16 protein-coding genes are annotated in these 19,058 nt (G+C 60.8%); 11 read left to right on the top strand and 5 right to left on the bottom strand.

Going from position 1 to position 19,058, the window contains the following annotated elements; all coding sequences use genetic code 11:
• The first annotated feature begins 25 nt into the window (after positions 1-25).
• From J5J10_RS14080 to lpxK, 5 genes are all read left to right on the top strand, one after another.
• Positions 26-832, top strand: a complete 807-nt coding sequence (locus tag J5J10_RS14080; RefSeq protein ID WP_211930353.1) for a 3'(2'),5'-bisphosphate nucleotidase CysQ — start codon at positions 26-28, stop codon at positions 830-832.
• 62 nt (positions 833-894) lie between these two features.
• Positions 895-1,134 (top strand): DUF4170 domain-containing protein, encoded by a 240-nt coding sequence (locus tag J5J10_RS14075; RefSeq protein ID WP_208548530.1) that lies wholly within the window; start codon positions 895-897, stop codon positions 1,132-1,134.
• Between the two features lie 129 nt (positions 1,135-1,263).
• Complete coding sequence (gene waaA / locus J5J10_RS14070; RefSeq protein WP_208548531.1) at positions 1,264-2,577, top strand: lipid IV(A) 3-deoxy-D-manno-octulosonic acid transferase; 1,314 nt, start codon at positions 1,264-1,266, stop codon at positions 2,575-2,577.
• On the top strand, positions 2,577-3,335 hold the full coding sequence (locus J5J10_RS14065) for an HAD family hydrolase (protein WP_208548532.1): 759 nt from the start codon (positions 2,577-2,579) through the stop codon (positions 3,333-3,335). Before waaA ends, J5J10_RS14065 begins: the two co-directional genes overlap by 1 nt.
• A gap of 87 nt (positions 3,336-3,422) precedes the next feature.
• A complete protein-coding gene (gene lpxK / locus J5J10_RS14060; protein WP_211930352.1) occupies positions 3,423-4,472 on the top strand; it encodes a tetraacyldisaccharide 4'-kinase in 1,050 nt (349 codons plus the stop codon).
• Here lpxK and J5J10_RS14055 read toward each other — a convergent pair whose 3' ends face one another.
• Together J5J10_RS14055 and mutL are read right to left on the bottom strand one after the other, a co-directional pair.
• On the bottom strand, positions 4,473-4,703 hold the full coding sequence (locus J5J10_RS14055) for a DUF2093 domain-containing protein (protein WP_211930351.1): 231 nt from the start codon (positions 4,701-4,703) through the stop codon (positions 4,473-4,475). It abuts the gene before it with no gap.
• Positions 4,704-4,783: 80 nt separating this feature from the next.
• A complete protein-coding gene (mutL, locus tag J5J10_RS14050) occupies positions 4,784-6,589 on the bottom strand; it encodes a DNA mismatch repair endonuclease MutL (protein ID WP_211930350.1) in 1,806 nt (601 codons plus the stop codon).
• A 276-nt stretch (positions 6,590-6,865) separates the two neighbouring features.
• Here mutL and J5J10_RS14045 point away from each other — a divergent pair, with 276 nt between their 5' ends.
• Both J5J10_RS14045 and J5J10_RS14040 read left to right on the top strand, forming a co-directional pair.
• Positions 6,866-8,557: a response regulator gene (locus J5J10_RS14045; protein ID WP_211930349.1), complete on the top strand. Its 1,692-nt coding sequence runs from the start codon at positions 6,866-6,868 to the stop codon at positions 8,555-8,557.
• 131 nt (positions 8,558-8,688) lie between these two features.
• On the top strand, positions 8,689-10,044 hold the full coding sequence (locus J5J10_RS14040; protein WP_211930348.1) for an EAL domain-containing protein: 1,356 nt from the start codon (positions 8,689-8,691) through the stop codon (positions 10,042-10,044).
• A 23-nt stretch (positions 10,045-10,067) separates the two neighbouring features.
• On the opposite strand, the gene J5J10_RS14035 is transcribed toward J5J10_RS14040, so the two are convergent.
• Positions 10,068-10,979, bottom strand: coding sequence for a LysR substrate-binding domain-containing protein (locus J5J10_RS14035; protein ID WP_211930347.1), 912 nt, complete (start codon positions 10,977-10,979; stop codon positions 10,068-10,070).
• 96 nt (positions 10,980-11,075) lie between these two features.
• Here J5J10_RS14035 and J5J10_RS14030 point away from each other — a divergent pair, with 96 nt between their 5' ends.
• Entirely contained in the window at positions 11,076-12,620 is a 1,545-nt protein-coding gene (locus J5J10_RS14030) for a trimethylamine methyltransferase family protein (protein ID WP_211931247.1), read from the top strand.
• Positions 12,621-12,638: 18 nt separating this feature from the next.
• Complete coding sequence (locus J5J10_RS14025) at positions 12,639-14,684, top strand: NADH:flavin oxidoreductase (protein WP_211930346.1); 2,046 nt, start codon at positions 12,639-12,641, stop codon at positions 14,682-14,684.
• Positions 14,685-14,767: 83 nt separating this feature from the next.
• Here the strand turns inward: J5J10_RS14025 and J5J10_RS14020 are convergent, their stop codons facing one another.
• Together J5J10_RS14020 and J5J10_RS14015 are read right to left on the bottom strand one after the other, a co-directional pair.
• A complete protein-coding gene (locus tag J5J10_RS14020) occupies positions 14,768-15,325 on the bottom strand; it encodes a PRC-barrel domain-containing protein (protein WP_211930345.1) in 558 nt (185 codons plus the stop codon).
• A 181-nt stretch (positions 15,326-15,506) separates the two neighbouring features.
• Positions 15,507-16,385 carry an SMP-30/gluconolactonase/LRE family protein gene (locus J5J10_RS14015; protein ID WP_211930344.1) on the bottom strand — a complete coding sequence of 293 codons (879 nt, stop codon included), beginning with the start codon at positions 16,383-16,385 and terminating at the stop codon, positions 15,507-15,509.
• A 399-nt stretch (positions 16,386-16,784) separates the two neighbouring features.
• Between J5J10_RS14015 and J5J10_RS14010 the strand changes: the two genes are divergently transcribed.
• Positions 16,785-17,528, top strand: coding sequence for an autoinducer binding domain-containing protein (locus J5J10_RS14010; RefSeq protein ID WP_208548542.1), 744 nt, complete (start codon positions 16,785-16,787; stop codon positions 17,526-17,528).
• A gap of 349 nt (positions 17,529-17,877) precedes the next feature.
• A complete protein-coding gene (gene apbC, locus J5J10_RS14005) occupies positions 17,878-19,014 on the top strand; it encodes an iron-sulfur cluster carrier protein ApbC (RefSeq protein WP_211930343.1) in 1,137 nt (378 codons plus the stop codon).
• Positions 19,015-19,058: the final 44 nt, after the last annotated feature.

Below are 19,058 nucleotides of genomic sequence, written 5' to 3'. Positions count from 1 at the left end.
CCGCCGTAGACTAGGGGTAAGGCCGATGGTGGCCCTCGCACAAACTGACTGGCTCGCCGACCTCGCTTTGATCGGCGAGGCCGCCCGCCGGGCAGGCGAGGTGGCTTTGTCGTATTTCGGGCAATCGCCCGATGTCTGGTTCAAGAACGAGGGCCGTTCACCCGTCAGCGCGGCCGATCTGGCCGCCAACGAGATGCTGGAAACCATGCTCCGTGGTGCGCGACCCGGTTATGGTTGGCTTTCAGAAGAGACGGATGACGACCCCGCCCGGCTCTCCCACGATACCGTATTCGTCGTTGATCCGATCGATGGCACGCGTGCTTTCATTGCAGGTGAAAGAACCTGGTGCGTCAGTGTCGCCGTCGTTCATGCAGGGCGGCCGGTGGCAGCGGCGCTCTATGCTCCGGCGCTGTCCGAGGAATATCTGGCATCAACCGGAGGCGCCGTCCGGAAGAACGGCGAGCCAATCGAGGTCGCGGGGCGCGATGGGCCTCGCCTTCGCGTCGCGACGCCGCAAGACATGCTGAACACGATAGATCCGATGTTTCGCGAGGGACTGGAGCGCGTTGCCCATATTCCCTCGCTCGCTTACCGTATCGCCATGGTGGCGGACGGGCGGATACACGCCACGTTCGTCAAGCGCAACTCTCATGATTGGGATCTCGCCGCTGCCGATCTCATCCTCGAACGCGCCGGCGGTCGTCTCACCGATAGCGCGGGAAGCATCTTGCAGTACAACCGGCCGGAAGTGCGTCACGAGGTGCTTTGTGCCGCAGCTGCCCCGCTGCTGCCATCCCTTCTCGCACAGCTTGCGCCAGCCTCTCGCGGTTGACCTTTGGAGCGAAATCGCGCAGATGAAATGTCGGTGAAATCATACTGGAAAGAACATCGCTTATGACGGAAACCGACGGTAAGAAGCAGCTTCTTCACCTGGTCTTTGGAGGCGAACTGTCGAGCCTTTCGGAGGTACAGTTCCGTGATCTCAATTCGCTGGATATCGTGGGCATTTTCCCGGACTATGCGAGTGCGCTCGCAGCCTGGAAGTCCAAAGCGCAGCAGACCGTGGACAACGCCCATATGCGTTATTTCATCGTCCACATGCATCGCCTGCTGAACCCGGCCGATACGCAGTGAGAAATCCGCGCCCGGAAGCTGTCGCTTCCGGGCGCCTCTATTTTAGCATAGTTATTGCGCATTGGATTTGTATGACAAACGGCAGAACGCCGGCAGACCCCTCCTCGAGAGTGATTGGGTAATCGGAGTATGAGCAGCGGGATGGCATCGGTCGCTCTTGCCGCCTATCGATGGGCCAGCGTCGTCGTCTATCCATTGACGGGGCCGTTTCTGGCCGTGCGCGCTGCCAAGGGCAAGGAAGACCGGGCCCGTCGAGCCGAACGCTACGGGTATGCCAGCCTGCCGCGTCCGGTTGGGCCGCTTGCGTGGGTGCATGCCGCCAGTGTCGGCGAGACGCTTGCCGTGGTGCCGCTATTGAAGGAACTCCGTCGGCGCGAGATAAACGTCTTGCTGACCACAGGCACGGTCACCTCTGCAGAGCTGGTCAAGACGCGCCTGAGCGACGATATCATGCACCAATACGTTCCTCTTGACGTCAAGCCGGCCATCAAGCGGTTCCTGAGATATTGGAGGCCGGATCTGGCAATCTCCGTCGAGTCGGAGATTTGGCCGGTGACAATGATAGAGCTGCAGCGCCGGCACGTGCCGCAGATCCTCGTCAATGCCCGCATTTCGGACAGGTCATTTGAACGTTGGCGCAATCACGCCTCGATTTCGGAGGCTCTGTTCGGGAAGCTTGCCCTGGTCGTCGCGCAGTCTGACCTCGATGCCGAGCGTTATCGCGATCTTGGTGCCTGGCCGGTGACAATCGCAGGCAACATCAAGGTCGATGCCGAGGCGCCTGCTTGTGATGCGGCCCTCGTGGAGCGCTACCGGCAACAGATCGGCCGTCGGAAGAGTTGGGCGGCGATCTCCACCTTTGAGGGTGAGGAAAAGGTGGCTTTGATGGTCCACCGCGCCCTCAAGGCGCACACCGGTCTCCTCACCATTGTCGTTCCACGTCATCCCGAGCGGGCTGACGACCTGGAAAAAATGATGCTGGAAAAAGGCTTCAAGATTGCACGCCGCAGCCGTGGTGACGTCGTGACCGACGATACCGACATCCTGCTGGGCGACACGATCGGTGAAATGGGCCTTTATCTTCGATTGACGGAAGTCGCCTTCGTCGGGCGTTCGCTGACGGCCGAGGGAGGGCAGAACCCGCTTGAACCGGCCATGCTGGGAACCGCCGTCTTGTCCGGCCCCCACGTTCAGAACTTCCGTGACTCCTACCAGAAGCTCGTGCGCTGCGGGGCCGCCCGTATCGTGCGGGACCCTGAAATGCTGGCCAAGGCCGTCCATTTCCTCAATACAAATGATCTGGCGCGCCACAAGATGATGGATGCAGGCACCGAATGCCTGCAGGACATGCGTGGCGCACTCGCCGCGACGATGAAGGGTCTCGAGCCCTTCATAAACCCGCTGACCGTCAAGGCACGGCTACAGCCGAAAGTGGCTTCGTGATGACAATCCTGAAAGATACGGCTTTGCCGCGGGATGAACGCCTGTCCAGTATCGAGGGCATTCTGTTCGACAAGGACGGCACCCTTCTGGATTTCGACGACAGTTGGGGGCCGGTCAACCGCGAAGTCGCGCTGCTCGCGTCCGGTGGCGACGCTGCGCTTGCGAGTACTCTTCTCAGGGCCTGCGGCATGGACCCCGAGACCGGCCACATCGTGCCAGACAGCCTGCTTGCTGCGGGTAACACGCGGGAAATCGCCGCAGGTTTCGTGTCAGCCGGCTCGCTCCTCGACGTGGAATGGCTGGTTCCCCGGATCGATGCCATGTTTGCGGGTGCCGCCGAAAAATCCGTGCCGGTCACCGATCTGGCAGAGCTGTTTGCCACGCTCAGTCGCCGGGGACTAAGGCTGGGCATCGCCTCCAGCGACAACGAACTCTCCATCCGCCGGACGGCGGAGCGTTTCAGTCTTACGCCCTATGTCGATTTCATCGCCGGCTATGACAGCGGCCACGGCGTCAAGCCGCAGCCGGGCATGGTGCTCGGCTTCTGCGCGGCGACCGGCCTTGATCCTGCGCGCGTGGCCGTGGTCGGCGACAACAACCACGATCTACACATGGGCCGCAATGCAGGGGTCGGATTGAAGATCGCGGTGCTTTCAGGCACGGGATCGCGCGATTCACTTTCCGCATGCTGCGACATCATGGTGGACGACGTTTCCCATCTGCCCGGGCTTTTTTCGGTTCAGGCGGGCGAAGTCTGATCTCCTGTGACGGCTGACGCTTGCCGTCGCGTATCAGTTTCGTCTAAGTGGCATCCTTGGCCGGGGGGCACATGGGAGAGGCGAAGGATGATATCGGAAGCACCTCCGTTTTGGTGGACCGAAGCTGACTGGCGTGCAAGGCTCCTCTATCCGATCTCGCTGCTTTATGGTGCGGTTGCGGGATGGCGCATGCGAAACGCCAGTCGCAATGCCGTTTCGGTTCCCGTCATTTGCGTGGGCAATTTTACGGTCGGCGGCGCGGGCAAGACGCCGACCGCCCTCGCGATCGGCCGTGCCGCCAGCGCCAGGGGATTGAAACCCGGTTTTCTCAGCCGGGGATATGGCGGTAGTCTCGACGTGACCACGATTGTTGATCCTGCGCATCACCGCGCTGTCGACACGGGCGACGAACCGCTGCTTCTCGCCCGCGAAGGTGTGACTGTCATTACCCGTCGGCGCATAGCCGGCGCGCGTCTGCTCTTGGAGCAGGGCGTTGATCTGATCATCATGGATGACGGGTTCCAGAGCAACACACTGCTTGCCGATGTCTCGCTCGTCGTCGTCGACAGCTATCGGGGCATTGGCAACGGACATGTCATGCCGGGCGGCCCCGTTCGCGCCCCGATATCCACACAGATGAACCGTCTTTCCGCCATCCTGAAGGTTGGGGACGGTTCTGCCGCCGATGCTCTCGTGCGCAGAGCGTCGCGGGCGGGACGGGCCGTTCACATCGCTTCCGTGAGACCCCGACAGGATGCAGGTCTCGCAGGGGCGCGTGTTCTCGCCTTTGCCGGCATCGCCGACCACGGCAAGTTCTACCGCACGCTGGAATCCTTGGGCGCGACGATCGTCGAGCGGCGCGATTTTGCCGATCATCAGCATCTGGGCGACGACGAGATCGACGATCTGCTGGCAAAGGCCTCGGCGGAAAATCTGCAATTGGTCACGACGGCAAAAGATATCGTCCGGCTTCGCCATCACCATGGCAAGGCCGAGGAACTCGCCACGCGTTGCAAGGTTGTCGAAATCGATATGGTCTTCGATGATCCCTCGGTTCCGGACCGTCTCATCGACGAGGCGATCGCAGCATGCCGCGATCGTCTGCTGAGAGGCGCCAGGGACGAGGCGAAAAGATGATCAGCGCCGCTGGTTCGGCAGTGTCCCGGCTCTTTTTTCCGCCTCGAACGATGCCGTGGCGTCAGCATAGGGTTCCTGACGTCTGACGCTCCAGTACTTGAGCTCGTCGAGGAGGATCGGGCGACCGGTCATTGCACAGACGACATGGGTGCCAGGCGAGAGAATCTGGAAATCGGCATCGAGATAGCGGACCTTGGCTTCCCTGTTGCCGCCGCCTTCGAACCGGTTCATCATCGCTTTTCCTCTACGCTTGCGCCTGGACTGAAATAACGTGCGCAGGAGTTGAATTCCAGAAAAATCGCGCCGTTTCATCAACTGCGTCCGAACAGTCGCTCGATGTCGGAGAGCTTCAGCTCCACATAAGTCGGGCGTCCATGGTTGCACTGGCCGGAGCCCGGTGTTGCCTCCATCTGCCGCAGCAGTGCGTTCATTTCCTCCACACGCAGGACGCGGCCGGACCGGACCGAGCCATGGCACGCCATCGTCGCCGCGACATGGTCCAGCTTTGCCGCGAGTCCGTTGGCCGTGTCCCATTCGGCAACCTCGTCTGCGAGCTGTCGCACCAGGGCAGCAGCATCCACCTCGCCAAGCATTGCCGGTGTTTCCCGCACCGCGATCGCTCCAGGTCCGAAACGCTCGATTGCAAGCCCCAGGCGGTCCAGTTCTTCCGAATGCGCCGCCAGTCTATCGCAATCCTCCTCCGGAAGATCGACGATCTCGGGTATCAACAGGCCTTGCGAAGGTAGCCTCTGACCGCGAAGTGCCTCTCGCAGGCGTTCGAAAACCAGGCGTTCGTGCGCGGCGTGCTGGTCGACGATGACGAGTCCATCCTCCGTCTGGGCCACGATATAGTTGGCATGGACCTGCGCCCGTGCAGCGCCGAGGGGATGAGCCGCCGCCGGCTGCTCTCTCGCCTCGGGCGCGGGGGCGGTCAGTGGCTCGCTTCGTGCGGCAGGGACGGATAATACGTCGAACCGCGCCTGGGATGGCGCCGAGAAGCCGAACGACGAATATGAGGCGGGCCGGGTGGGAGAGGAGTCGGCGTCCCAATTGGCCGCGTTCCGTGGCTCCGGCCGGAAGCCGGGCCGAAAAGCACGTAGCATGCCCTCCGCTCCGGTGGTCGAAGCCCGATCGCCCTCCCGGTGCAACGCCTCGCGAATGGCACCGACGATCAGGCCCCTGACAAGTCCGGGATCGCGGAACCGGACGTCGGACTTCGCCGGATGGACGTTGACGTCGACGAAGGCGGGATCGAGCGTGATGGCAAGCGCGGCGACGGGATAGCGGCCTTGCGGAATGGTCTCCGCATAGGCACCCCGGATGGCCGACAGGATCAGTTTGTCTTGAACAGGCCTTCCATTCACGAACGCATACTGATGCGCCGAGTTGCCGCGATTGAACGTCGGCAGGCCGGCAAAGCCCGTCAGTTGCACATCCTCGCGTTGCGCGTCGAGTTCGATCGCATTGGCCCGAAACTCCACCCCGAGGACCTGGGCGATGCGTGCCAGGTGGTCGTCTCCTGTAGCCGGCAGTTCCAAGGTAGAACGATCGCTGCCCGACAGTGTGAAGCGGACTTTCGGAAAGGCGATCGCCAGCCGTTTCACGGTTTCGGTGATGGCGGCTGCCTCCGCCTTTTCCGTCTTCAGGAATTTCAGCCGGGCCGGCGTGGCGAAAAACAGGTCGCGGACTTCCACCACCGTTCCGGGATTGGCCCCTGTCGGACGGATGGGTGACACCCTGCCACCGACGACGCTGATCTCCGCGCCTTCCCCCATGTCGCCGCGGCGGCTGGTGATCGAAAGCTTCGCCACCGAGCCGATGGAGGGCAGGGCTTCGCCCCGGAATCCGAGGCTGCGAATATCCTCAAGCGAGCCGTCCAGCTTGGATGTGCAGTGCCGCCTCACGGCCAGTTCCAGGTCGCCTGCGTCCATGCCGGAGCCGTTGTCCGTCACGCGCAGGAGGCTCTTGCCGCCGCCAGCGGTCGCGATCTCGATCCGCGTCGCCCCGGCATCGATGGCGTTCTCGACCAGTTCCTTGGCGGCACTTGCCGGCCGTTCGATGACCTCGCCCGCTGCGATCTGGTTGATGAGGGTTTCAGGCAGTTGTTTGATGACCATGCACTATTTTCGCGGATTCGAGCCGTCGAGGAAAGGGCGATGCCGTGACAGCCTGTGCATGACCATGCGGTTCCTTGCAACCGTCCTTTAAGATCGCCTTAAGGGAAGGGTTATAACTTTAATCGTGAATGGTCGATCCGGACCGAGGAGGGGAGTGGCGTGACCGCCGGGTTATCTGAGATGACCGGCGCGAAACGCAATCTCTGCGGTGTGCGACCCCGGCGGCGGCGCGCGGTGATGTCAAAGGGTCAGAGCCCGCGTGAGGGGTATTGAGGCGTGGACTTAAGCGAGTTAGCCAAGGTTTCGGGAAGACAGTCCGATCCGGCTGCCGCGTCCGCGGTGGAACTTCAGGCTGGTTTGCTAGATGCCATGGAGGAGGCGCTTGGCGCCGCCTTCATCGTCTACGACGGTAATGACCATATCGTTCATTCAAGCCGGCAGATCGGACATTTCTTTCCGGTCGCCCCACATTTCCTGAGGCCGGGAACACGCCTGCGCGATTTCCTCGGAGCCGTCTACGACAGGAAAATCGCAACCAATCCTGCACGATCGGCGACGGAAAATGCTGGTCGCGAAGAGTGGATCGCCGAAAGCATAGCGACCCATTGGAAAGAGCGGACCGATTTCCAGCAACAGGATGCGCTGGGACGCTGGCTGCGCTTTTCCAGGCGCAGGCTTCCGAATGGCTACGGTCTTTGCATCGTTACCGACATCAGTGAACAGAAGAAGCGCGAGGAACAGTGGCGAGCCGATATCGAACGGGTCCAGCTGACAGAGGAGATTCTCGACAATCTGCCATATCCTGTCGTGGTTCAGGATCGGAACATGACGGTTGTCGCGGTCAACAAGTCGTTCTGCAGTATGTGGAATGCCAACTATGAAACCGCTCTTGGAAACCCGGTCGCGTCGGTCTTCGACGAGCCCTTGGCCGGTGGGATGGTGGCGGCTTGCCGCCATACGCTTGACACCGGCGTTCCCTCCGTCGTGGCCGAAACGATAGCGTACGAAAGTGGCGAAAGGGATGAGGTCAGGATCCGCAGCCACCGCGTCGGGAAGCCGGGTCGGTACTTCGTGGTCAGCGGGTTCGAGAGCGAGCTTCAACATCAGGACCTTGATGATCGACCCCACAATCCCGCTCCGTCGCGGCAGAATACCCTGAGGCGTGCCGAGGTGTCGGCCGTACGGCCTTCACCCACTGTGCTTGCCGGCCGAAAAGTAGTGATCGTCACAGCCGATTCCGCCTTCGACGCAGCTTGCATGAAGGTCCTGACCGCAATGGGCGCCGAGACGTGCTCCGTGCGAAATGAGCGAGAGGCCGAAGCTCTTTTCGAGGTTGCGGCATCCGTAGCCGTTGTCGTGGATTTCGCCGTCGTGGATACGCAGATGGACCTGCGCTGCCTGGAAATCGCCGATTGCCACGCGCGCGGCGTGATCGCCCTTGATCGCTACCGGATCGATACCGACCTTGCACCGCGTCTGCTGGGGCAAGTCAACGATCAGGCGCCCAGAGCACCTCTCGCCGATGATTGGGAAATCTCGATACCGGAACAAGGACACCCTGTCGCGCATCAGTCGAGTCCCGACGTTCTGGTAGCAGAGGACAACCCGGTCAACCAGATCGTCTTCTCTCAGATCCTGGAGGGGTTGGGTTACCGTTACCGGATCGTCGATACGGGCAACGAGGCCGTCCGCCTCTGGGAAGAATTGCGCCCTGCCATCGTGCTGATGGATCTGACACTGCCTGGGCTGAACGGTATTGAGGCCACCCGCGAAATTCGCCGCCGGGACGAAAGCCTGGGCTATGCGACGCCGATCGTGGGTGTGTTGGTGCAGGCATTCGACAACACCGCCGACGACTGCATCGCCTCGGGAATGAACGACGTCGTGGTGAAACCCGTGAGCCCTGACATGATCGATGCCGTTTTGCGCCGTCTGGCACCGACACTGGCGTCAAAGACGCTTTCCTGATCGCCGGAAGCTGTGTCAATACCCGCGAACGGAGGGTACAAGGCGAGTGTTGATCCGCGGGATCGCTATGATTTTCTTAAGGTTTCCGACGCATTCTCGTTTTCGAAGACTGGGATAACCTGGAAAATCGAATGCCAGAGCCCGACGCAATATTGCCGGTCCCCACTCCAACCGACCTGCATGCAATGGCCTATACGGACTTGTTGACCGGGCTCGGCAACCGCTATCGCTTGCGCGACAAGGTCCGATTGCTTGCCGCCGAGCGGGCGTCAGATCCCGCTCCGTTTGCCGTGGGCATCGTCAATCTGGACGGCTTCAAGCCGATCAACGATCTTTTTGGCTCCCATGCCGGTGATGAAATCCTCTGTCAGGTCGCGCACCGGCTGAAAGCCTGCATCCCTGATGGCGCGACCGTGACGCGTCACGAGGGCGACGAATTCGCGATCGTACTGCCATTGGTCTTCGAGCGTATCAGCGCTGAACGCGTCGGGCAGATGATCAAGGACGTCCTTTCGGCGCCTTATGATCTCGGCGATCGAAACGTTCGTCTCTCCGCCTCCCTCGGCTTTGCCATTCATCCCTTCGCCGGCAGCGATTTCGACGACCTGATGAAGAGTGCGGAGACGGCGCTTTACCGGGCCAAACGCCGGGGACGCGGCAATATTGTCGTCTATTCCAGCGAAATCGCCAACGAAATGAAACGGGCGACGGAACTTGAGCAGGCGCTGCGCAATGCGATCATCAAGGATGCGGTCGACGTTCATTTCCAGCCGATCGTGCAGTTGAAGGGCGGCAACGTCGTCGGCTTCGAGGCGCTGGCGCGATGGAACGATCCGGACCTTGGCTTTGTTTCGCCAGCCGTCTTCGTTCCGCTGGCAGAGGAGCGTGGTTTCATCGACATGTTGTCGGACGCACTTCTGCGCAAGGCGGCCGAAGCCACGCTCGCCTGGCCGCGCGATCTCTTCCTGTCGTTCAACCTATCGTCTGCGCAGTTGACCGATCCGAGGACGGCATCCAACACGCTCTCCATTCTGGCCAGTGTCGGTTTTGACCCGCGTCGGCTCGAGATGGAAATCACCGAAACCGCCGTGATGACGGCACCTGATACGGCCCGCCGCGTGATTGCGGATCTTCGCCAGGCGGGTGTCCGCATCTCGCTCGACGACTTCGGAACGGGGCAGTCGAGCCTCGGACGTCTGCGTGATTTTACCTTCGACAAGGTCAAGATCGATCGTAGTTTCGTTTCCTGCATCATCGACGACAGGGCTTCCGAACATATCGTCAAGGCGGTGATCGCGATGTGCAACGGTCTTGAGCTGGAGGTCGTGGCGGAAGGGATCGAGACGGAAGCGGAAGCCTTGAAGCTTCGTCAGATGGGTTGCGGCATGGGGCAGGGCTATTTCTTCGGCAAGCCTGCCGACGCAACGGCAACCTTGCGCTATCTGCAAAGCCATCATCACGAGTTTACTGTCGTTGACCGCGGTTGAAGCCGTACCGACCGTTCTCGCGTCTACCTGTCACGACCCTGACTGACGAGCCAGTCCCGCACCCGCGCCGCATGCGCATTCAGTTCACGCGCTTTCGGCCAGACGACGTAGAAGGCGAGATCCGAACGAAGCGCGTGGCCTCCCACCTCGATCAGTTGTCCTGACGCGACCTGCCGCTCGATGAGATGCCGCCAGCCGAGCGCCACACCTTCCCCTGCGAGAACCGCCTGGATGACGAGAACGTAGTCGTTGATCGCGAGCCGCCGGCCACTGGGCCGATACGCTATGCCGGCGCTTGCGAACCATTCGGGCCAGCTGCAGGCCTGACGCACAGGTTCCTCCAGCCAGATCAGCCGATGCGTCACGAGATCCTCGGGGCTGGAAGGCATGCCATGGGCGTCGATGTAGCTGGGGCTGGCGACGGCGCTGATCGTCTCCGGCGCGAGAAGTTCGGCGTGGTATTCCGGCCAGTCCGCCGGATCGCCACCCCGCACGCCGAGAGGAATCGCCTCGTCCATGAGGTCGAGATCACGCACGCTGGTCTGGATGCGCAGGTCGATATCAGCGAGATCGGTGCGCAGTTTGCCAAGACGAGGCAGCATCCACATGGACGCAAACGCGGTTGAGGCGGCAAGTGTTACGTTGGCCTGGCGGCCCTTCGCCCTCAATTCCTCCGCCGAACGGCTGATCCGGGAAAGTCCAGCTGAAACGTCGGCGTGAAACCGCTCACCCGCTTCGGTCAGTTTGGCCGCGCGGTGCAGACGAAGGAACAACGGCGTTCCCAACTGATCCTCGAGATTACGAATGGCATACGAGACCGCAGCCTGAGACAGCCCCAGCTCTTCAGCTGTCCGCGTGAAATTTTCATGCCGTCCAGCCGCCTCGAAGATGACGAGGTTGTTGGGAGAGGGCAGTTGCCGACGGACGTTTTCCATAAATTCAGCTTATTGCATTCCTCGATATTTTCCAGCGTCACAAAGATTTTTTCGGCGGATAGCATCAGCCCAAACGAAGGGAGAACTATCATGTCGATGGACATCGTCGAACCGGAACAGAGGGAAAAGCGCAGCCGCGGCGGCCGTTCCAATCGCCGCGAGGCTGGATCGATGGTTTTGAAGGTGCCGTACATCCGCCGCAACATCCCGACCTACGACATTCTCTCCGAGGAAAACCTCATCCGGATCGAAGAAACGGCGGATCGCATTCTCGCCGAGGTCGGGATCGAGTTCCGGGACGATCCGCAGGCGCTGGAGCTTTGGCGCAAGGCCGGAGCCACGATCGATGGGGTCCTCGTTCGGTTCGAACCTGGAATGCTGAAGGAGATCGTCTCATCGGCGCCCGCTACTTTCACGCAGCATGCGCGCAATCCGGTGAACAATGTCCAGATCGGCGGCGACAACGTCGTGTTCTCCCCGGCCTATGGCTCACCCTTCGTCATGGATCTGGATAACGGCCGCCGTTACGGCACGATCGACGACTTCCGCAATCTGATCAAGCTCGCACAGTCGAGCCCCTGGCTGCATCATTCCGGTGGAACGATCTGCGAGCCGGTCGACCTGCCGGTCAACAAGCGCCATCTGGAGATGGTCTACAGCCATATCAAATATTCCGACCGCGCTTTCATGGGCTCGGTGACGGCAGAAGAGCGGGCGGAAGAATCGATCGAGATGGCCCGCATCCTGTTCGGTGCCGACTTCGTCGACAGGAACTGCGTGATCCTCGGCAATGTCAACGTCAACTCGCCGCTTGTCTGGGACGGCACGATGACGAAGGCTCTCCGGGCCTATGCCCGCGCCAACCAGGCGGCGGTGATCGTTCCGTTCATCCTGGGCGGCGCCATGGGCCCAGTTACCAATGCCGGAGCGATCGCGCAGTCCTATGCCGAGACGCTGGCCGGTTGCGCTCTGACCCAGTTGGAGCGCAAGGGTGCGCCGGTGATCTTCGGGAACTTCCTGTCGTCAATGTCGCTGCGATCGGGCTCGCCGACCTTTGGCACACCGGAGCCCGCGATCGGTTCCATGGTTATCGGCCAGCTCGCGCGGCGACTGAAGCTGCCGCTGCGTTGCGCCGGCAATTTCTCGAATTCCAAGCTGCCGGATGCCCAGGCGCTTCAGGAAGGCGTGATGTCGATGATGTCGGCCATCCATTGCGGTGCCAACTTCATTCTGCACTCCGCCGGCTTCGTCGACGGACTGCTGTCGATGTCCTACGAGAAGTTCATGATGGACTGCGATTTCTGCGGTGCGCTCCATTCCTATCTGGCCGGCGTCGTGGTCGACGACAACACGCTCGCCATGGATGCCTTCCTGGAAGTCGGGCCCGGCAGCCACTTCCTCGGCTCCGCGCATACCATGCGCAACTATACCTCGGCATTCTGGGATTCAGCCGTCTCCGATAACGAGCCGTTCGAGAAGTGGAACGAGGCCGGCGGCACGGACATGGCCACGCGCGCCAATCGGCTGTGGAAGAAGACGCTCGCCGAATACGAGGCGCCGCCCTTGGATATCGCCATCGACGAAGCGTTGCGCGACTATATCGAACGTATCAGCCGGGACCGGCCGGATGCGTGGTATTGAACGGGACCCGATTACTGCATGACCAACACCAAGGATCCACTGCTCCAGCCCTTCCGACTGAAGCATCTGACCCTCAAGAACCGCATCATGTCGACAGCGCATGAACCGGCCTATTCGGAAGGCGGCATGCCGACGGATCGATACCGGCTCTACCATGTCGAAAAGGCTAAGGGCGGGATCGCGCTGACGATGACGGCCGGCTCAGCAAGTGTCAGCCGGGATTCGCCGCCCGCTTTCGGCAATCTGCTGGCCTGGAAGGACGAGATCGTCCCGCACCTGAAGCGGCTCGCCGACGACTGTCACGGCTATGGCACTGCGGTCATGATCCAACTCACCCATCTCGGGCGCCGGACAAACTGGAACAAGGGCGACTGGTTGCCGGTGCTTGCGCCATCCCCGATCCGCGAGCCGGCCCACCGGCACTTCCCGAAAGAGATCGAGGACTGGGATATTGAGCGCATCGTCGCCGACTATGCGAGCGCGGCCCACCGCATGCAGGAGGCGGGTCTCGACGGTATCGAGTTCGAGGCCTATGGCCATCTGATGGACAGCTTCTGGTCGCCGGCCACCAACCGGCGGGAGGATGATTTTGGCGGCTCGCTGGAAAACCGAATGCGCTTTTCCAATATGGTCGTTGATGCCGTGCGAAAGGCGGTGGGACCCGACTTCATCGTCGGAATCAGGATGGTTGCCGACGAGGATTGGGACAGGGGTTTGTCGCGTGAGGAGGGCGTGGAGATCGCCCGACGTTTTGCGGCGTCCGGAAAGATCGATTTCCTGAACATTATTCGCGGCCATATCGATCACGATGCGGCGCTCAACGACGTCATTCCGATCCAGGGCATGGCTGCCTCGCCGCACCTCGACTTTGCCGGAGAGGTGCGGGCCGCGACCAAATTTCCCGTCTTCCACGCCGCCCGGATCGCCGATGTCGCGACTGCCCGTCATGCCATCACAGAGGGCAAGCTCGACATGGTCGGCATGACCCGTGCCCATATCGCCGACCCGCATATCGTCAGGAAGATCATAGCGGGTCGCGAACAGCAGATCCGTCCCTGCGTTGGTGCCACCTATTGCCTCGATCGCATCTATGAGGGCGGAGAAGCACTCTGTATCCACAATGCGGCGACCGGCCGCGAGGGGCTGATCGCTCATGAGATCGCGAGAGCGGAAAAGCCACGGAAGGCTGTAGTGATTGGTGCGGGGCCCGCCGGACTGGAGGCAGCCCGCGTGTTGGCCGAACGCGGCCACTCCGTCGAACTGTTCGAGGCGACCGGCAAGGCCGGCGGACAGGTCAATCTCATGATCCGCAATCCGCGCCGCAAGGAGATGATCGGCATTGTCGACTGGCGCCTCGCCGAACTGGAGCGGCTGGGTGTTCCCATCCACTACGACACCTACGCGGGTCCGGAGGATGTGCTGGCGCTTTCGCCGGACCTCGTCGTCGTCGCGACCGGCGGCTTCGCGCAGTCGCCGGAGCTGGAGTCCGGGGAAGATCTGGTCGTCTCTTCATGGGACATCCTAGCCGGCGCCGTGAAGCCGGAAGGACCTGTTCTTCTCTTCGATGACAATGGCGGACATCAGGGTATGAGCGCGGCGGAGGTTATTGCCAATGCCGGGCTTGACCTCGAAGTCGTCTCGCCAGAGCGTTTTTTCGCGCCTGAAATGGGAGGTATGAACCACGTTCCCTATGCCACCCTTTTCGCCGAAAGGGGGGTCCGCGTGACCATCAACACGCGCCTAAAGTCGGTCAGGCGCGAGGGCAATGGCCTCGTTGCGACGCTCGGGTCTGATTTTTCCAAAGGCACGATGGAGGAGCGTCGCGTGGCGCAGGTTGTCGTCGAGCACGGAACGGCCGTAAACGCCGATCTGTATTTCGAACTCAAGCCGCATTCCCGAAATGTTGGTTCAGTCGACTATCCCGCCCTTGTGGCCCGACGTCATCCACTCCCGAAGCGTAACCCGGAAAGCGGGTTCGATCTCATACGCATCGGCGACGCGATCGAGAGCCGCAACATCCACGCATCGATTTACGACGCCTTGAGGTACTGCTCGCTTCTCTAGCAAAAATCGGCATAACAAAATGGATTGATAATGAAAAGGCGGCGCCGAAGCACCGCCTTAAAGGCTACGAACTCGGCTGGGGCTTAGTTGCCCGTCGACGAAGTCGTGGTTTCATCCGTCGGCATCGTCGTGGAGTCCGAAGCGTCTGCCTGCTCGTCGAGGGTCGCGTATTCCGGAGCCGCCTTGAGCGTTTCAGCCGTCTCCATGGTGGTGAGGCGAACGTCCTCGCCATCGCCGTCCTGAGAAATGGTGATCTTGCTCATCGGCAGGGCGACGTTCTTCTCGCCGATTCCGAGGAAGCCGCCGACACCGATCACAGCAGCGGCAACACGGCCATCCTTCTCGATGATCAGATCATTGATGTCACCGATGCTGTCCTCGCCGGTGTAAACAGGGGCACCGATGAACTCGTTGGCGCTAACCTGAGTAGCCGACTGCTCCGTCAGGTAGGTATCCGTCGTTTCGGTCTGCGCGAGCGGCTGTGTTGCAGCACCCGACGACATCGAATCGGTCGACGAAGCAGCCGGAGCTTCGGTAGCCGGAGCGGCAGGCGCCGTTGCGTCCTGGGCCATGGCGACCGGAGCGATGGCGGTGGAACCCAGCAGGGCGGCGGCGGCGATCAGGTTGAGCGACTTTTTCATCTCGGTATCCTTTCCTCTCGGTTGACTGGCGCGGTGTGCGGGAGGAGCACGCCGCGCCGGTTCGGCAGGAAAATGCGCGTAACCGACTGGAGTTCCGAAAAAAAACGCCGGTGGCAAAATTGCTGGCAGGCGGAACCCAATGCTATTTGACGCGTTTGGGCCGCCCTCTCAACCCTTTGACTCAGAGACGGAAATCGGGTTCGGCGCGGCCTTTCACGGCAATGCCGAGATCGAAAGTCTGGCCGTCGCCGTCGGTCGCCGTATCGCCAAGGCCGTCACGGGCGGACGTAACGAGAAGCCGATCCAGTCCGCCACCGATGAAAGCAGGGCAGGTAACCTGTTTCGCCGGCACGGCATAGCTCTCGACGTGGCGTCCCGCGGGATCGTAGCGGTCCACGCATCCCGCCCCCCAACGCGCGTTCCAGATAAATCCATCCGCATCACAGACCGAACCATCGAAGTCCCCGTCTCGGCCCTGTCCATCGACAAGTACCGTAGGCGCGGCGGTTGGCATTCCCGTCGCCGGATCGACGGCCACCGACATCAGTTTGCCGGCTTTGGAGTCGGTGAAATAGGCCGTCGCCCCGTCGGGAGAAAAGCAGATGGAATTGGGGATCGAGACGCGCGGATACAGCAGCGTCACGGACTTGCCGCGGACGTGATATATAGCTCCGGCTTCGTCCTCGCCCGACTTGCCCATGGTCCCGATCCAGAGCGCTCCGCTCTGGTGCATGCGTCCGTCGTTGGAGCGGTTGCCGGGCTTGTCAGCCTCGAGCTCTGCCAAAATGGAAAGTTCTCCGGTCGCGACTTCTCGGACGAACAAGCCGTCTTCGGCGGCGATCAACTGGCGTTCGCCATCAATTCTCGCCAATGCGCTGGCCATGAACGGCAATCCATGAACGGTCTTTCGTCCTGAAGGCAGGTGCAGTTCGTGAAGGGCCTTGCCCTTGATATCGAACCACCACGTCGTCTCACGACCCACGTCATAGGTCGGACCTTCCCCCAAAGTGAGGCCGGCAGCGCAAAGAACCTTTCCACCAAATGGGGTGCTCTCTATCATGGGTAGTCGTCCTTCTTCTCACGAATGGCAGTCACGCCCGATCGGGGAGGTTGACCCGATACCATAAAAGACGCGACTAGACTGCTGCTGGCTTGTAAGGCTATGTTCGCGCGTTGAAAAGAACGAGATTCGAATTTTATCTGACGCATCTGCTCACTACTTCGATGTAACCTGTTTGGTTGTGGGTGGTCTATCTTTCATTTTTACTTTTCGGAGATTTGGATTGTATCGAATCTTTCCATCGAGAATGCGTGATAGATTGGGTTTCGCCTGTTTTTCACATATTCCTACATGTACATTTTTGCAGCGCACATAAATTCCCGAACGCGTTCATGATAACCGAGAGTTTAGTGGCAGTCGTCTAAAGCTTGCCACGGTTCGAGATAAGAAGAGCCGGATATGTCCGAAGTCGAAAGTTATTCCGCACAACGACCCATAGGGGCGTTGATTGACGAATTGATCAGTTACAAAACCCAGTTCGACGTCTTTCGTTTCATGAAACGCGCAACGGAAATTTTCGGCGCGCGAACATTCATGGTGTTCAATCTTCCTGCTCCCACGTCTCTGGATCTCTCCAGCAACTCGATCATCACCAATTGGCCCGCGGAACTGTTGAGTGCGTACGACCAGACCCAACTGCTGAGCGACAGCCCCGTTATTCTGCATTTGCGGACGTCAACCGTGCCTTTTCAGTATGATTTCGACAGGCCTGGCGGACGCTTCACGTACTCGCGCCCATTCGAGGAGCCGCGAGACCTGTTTTGCCGCTTCGGACTGCCGCGCGGCGCGCATTTCCCGGTGCACGATTCGTCCGGAAGCCGCGGCGCCGTCTCCTTTGCGGGAGATCGTCCTCCATTTTCACTCAGTGAGCTCATCGAGCTTAGCTATCTGTCCATGTATGTCTACAATCGTCTCGCGGAGATACGCGACATGGACAATCGCGCTACCGAAATGCTGACCGAGCGCGAGATCGATTGCCTGAACTGGACGGCCGCTGGCAAAACGAGCGTGGAAATCGCCGAAATCCTCGGGCTCTCGGAACACACGATCAACCACTATCTCAACAGGGCCACGAAGAAGCTTGATACGGTCAACCGAACCCAGGCCGTGGCAAAGGCCCTGCGCATAGGCCTCATCAAGTAGCCGTGCCGTCGTCCGACGTACGAAATAGCAGGTATTGCCGATTTTTTAGGCTGTAGCGGCGGCTATGGAGGCGTTGGCCCTATGCAAAAGGCCTAGGACTCGCCGAAAATGGACAAACGGTCGGCTTTTGCCGAGTTGGCACGGTTTCTGCATTCCGTAACGGCAGGTCCAGAGGGGACTGGTACGAGAAGCGCCGCCAGAGGCCGCTCCGATCGGGCCGTCGAACCGGAATGGTTCGGCGGCCCCCAATCTTCGAGAGATCTGTGCGTCACAGCCCAATCCGTTTTTCCAGTTGGCGAAAAACGCCCGCTCCACTATCTACGCAGGAGATCGATGTGGAGTGGCAGGCATGACCGACGTGACCAAGAGCGCAATCCTTGAAAAACTGAGGACCGTTCGCGGGCCAGACCTCGAGGGCAACATCGTCGATCTGGGCATGGTGTCGGACATCTTCATTTCCGACGGTAAGGCGTACTTCTCCCTCAACGTGCCGGCGGCTCGCGCCAGAGAACTTGAGCCGCTGCGTGCCGCGGCGGAGAAAGCCGTCAAAAGTGTCGATGGCGTCAAGGGCGCGCTCGTGACACTGACGGCGGAGAAGAAAGCGGGCGCGGCTACCGAAGCGCCGCCGCCACCGCACTCCCCTGCAGGTCACTCTCATGGCGCAGCTCCCGCCCGCCCTGCCAAGGCCGGCGTTCCAGGCATCAGCACGATCATCGCCGTTGCCTCGGGCAAGGGCGGCGTCGGCAAGTCGACCACGGCTGTCAATCTCGCACTCGCGATGAAAGCCAATGGCCTTCGCGTCGGCATACTTGATGCCGACGTCTACGGACCTTCAATGCCGCGACTGCTTGGAATTTCAGGGCGGCCGAAGCAGATCGAGAACCGCATCATCGTGCCTATGGAAAACTATGGCATCAAGGTGATGTCCATGGGGTTCCTGGTGGACGAGGGAACCGCGATGATCTGGCGTGGCCCCATGGTGCAGTCGGCGCTTATGCAAATGCTGAGGGAAGTCGCCTGGGGGGATCTCGATGTCCTCGTTGTCGACATGCCGCCCGGCACCGGCGATGCACAGCTGACGATGGCGCAACAGGTTCCACTGACCGGAGCTGTCATCGTGTCCACGCCGCAGGATCTCGCGCTCATCGATGCGCGCAAGGGCATCAACATGTTCAAGAAAGTCGAGGTGCCCGTCCTAGGCGTCGTTGAGAACATGAGCTACTTCATCGCTCCCGACACAGGCGTCCGTTACGATATCTTCGGCCATGGTGGGGCAAAGGGCGAGGCGGAGAAGATCGGGGCACCATTCCTTGGCGAAGTTCCACTGACGATCGCCATCCGCGAGACCTCGGATGCCGGTACGCCGGTTGTCGTCTCGGATCCCGATGGTCCGCAGGCCCGTGTCTACCGCGAGATAGCGGCAAAGGTCTGGTCGGCTGCAACGGGAGCCCCCACGCGCGCGGCGCCCGCCATCGTTTTCGAGTGAAAGAGACAAATCGCCTCGTGTGGGAGGCATCGACCAAGTCGTTG

Origin of the sequence: Ciceribacter sp. L1K23, assembly GCF_018122705.1 — a bacterium.
In the GTDB taxonomy this organism is placed as follows: domain Bacteria; phylum Pseudomonadota; class Alphaproteobacteria; order Rhizobiales; family Rhizobiaceae; genus Allorhizobium.
The sequence above is the reverse complement of the archived record's forward strand: the minus strand, read 5'-3'. Positions and strand labels throughout refer to the sequence as shown.

Excerpts from the sequence above, each read along its gene's own strand:
- J5J10_RS14080 (WP_211930353.1), top strand. The coding sequence starts at position 26 with ATGGTGGCCCTCGCACAAACTGACTGGCTCGCCGACCTCGCTTTGATC.
- J5J10_RS14075 (WP_208548530.1), top strand. The coding sequence starts at position 895 with ATGACGGAAACCGACGGTAAGAAGCAGCTTCTTCACCTGGTCTTTGGA.
- waaA (WP_208548531.1), top strand. The coding sequence starts at position 1,264 with ATGAGCAGCGGGATGGCATCGGTCGCTCTTGCCGCCTATCGATGGGCC.
- J5J10_RS14065 (WP_208548532.1), top strand. The coding sequence starts at position 2,577 with ATGACAATCCTGAAAGATACGGCTTTGCCGCGGGATGAACGCCTGTCC.
- lpxK (WP_211930352.1), top strand. The coding sequence starts at position 3,423 with ATGATATCGGAAGCACCTCCGTTTTGGTGGACCGAAGCTGACTGGCGT.
- J5J10_RS14055 (WP_211930351.1), bottom strand. The coding sequence starts at position 4,703 with ATGAACCGGTTCGAAGGCGGCGGCAACAGGGAAGCCAAGGTCCGCTAT.
- mutL (WP_211930350.1), bottom strand. The coding sequence starts at position 6,589 with ATGGTCATCAAACAACTGCCTGAAACCCTCATCAACCAGATCGCAGCG.
- J5J10_RS14040 (WP_211930348.1), top strand. The coding sequence starts at position 8,689 with ATGCCAGAGCCCGACGCAATATTGCCGGTCCCCACTCCAACCGACCTG.
- J5J10_RS14035 (WP_211930347.1), bottom strand. The coding sequence starts at position 10,979 with ATGGAAAACGTCCGTCGGCAACTGCCCTCTCCCAACAACCTCGTCATC.
- J5J10_RS14030 (WP_211931247.1), top strand. The coding sequence starts at position 11,076 with ATGGACATCGTCGAACCGGAACAGAGGGAAAAGCGCAGCCGCGGCGGC.
- J5J10_RS14025 (WP_211930346.1), top strand. The coding sequence starts at position 12,639 with ATGACCAACACCAAGGATCCACTGCTCCAGCCCTTCCGACTGAAGCAT.
- J5J10_RS14020 (WP_211930345.1), bottom strand. The coding sequence starts at position 15,325 with ATGAAAAAGTCGCTCAACCTGATCGCCGCCGCCGCCCTGCTGGGTTCC.
- J5J10_RS14015 (WP_211930344.1), bottom strand. The coding sequence starts at position 16,385 with ATGATAGAGAGCACCCCATTTGGTGGAAAGGTTCTTTGCGCTGCCGGC.
- J5J10_RS14010 (WP_208548542.1), top strand. The coding sequence starts at position 16,785 with ATGTCCGAAGTCGAAAGTTATTCCGCACAACGACCCATAGGGGCGTTG.
- apbC (WP_211930343.1), top strand. The coding sequence starts at position 17,878 with ATGACCGACGTGACCAAGAGCGCAATCCTTGAAAAACTGAGGACCGTT.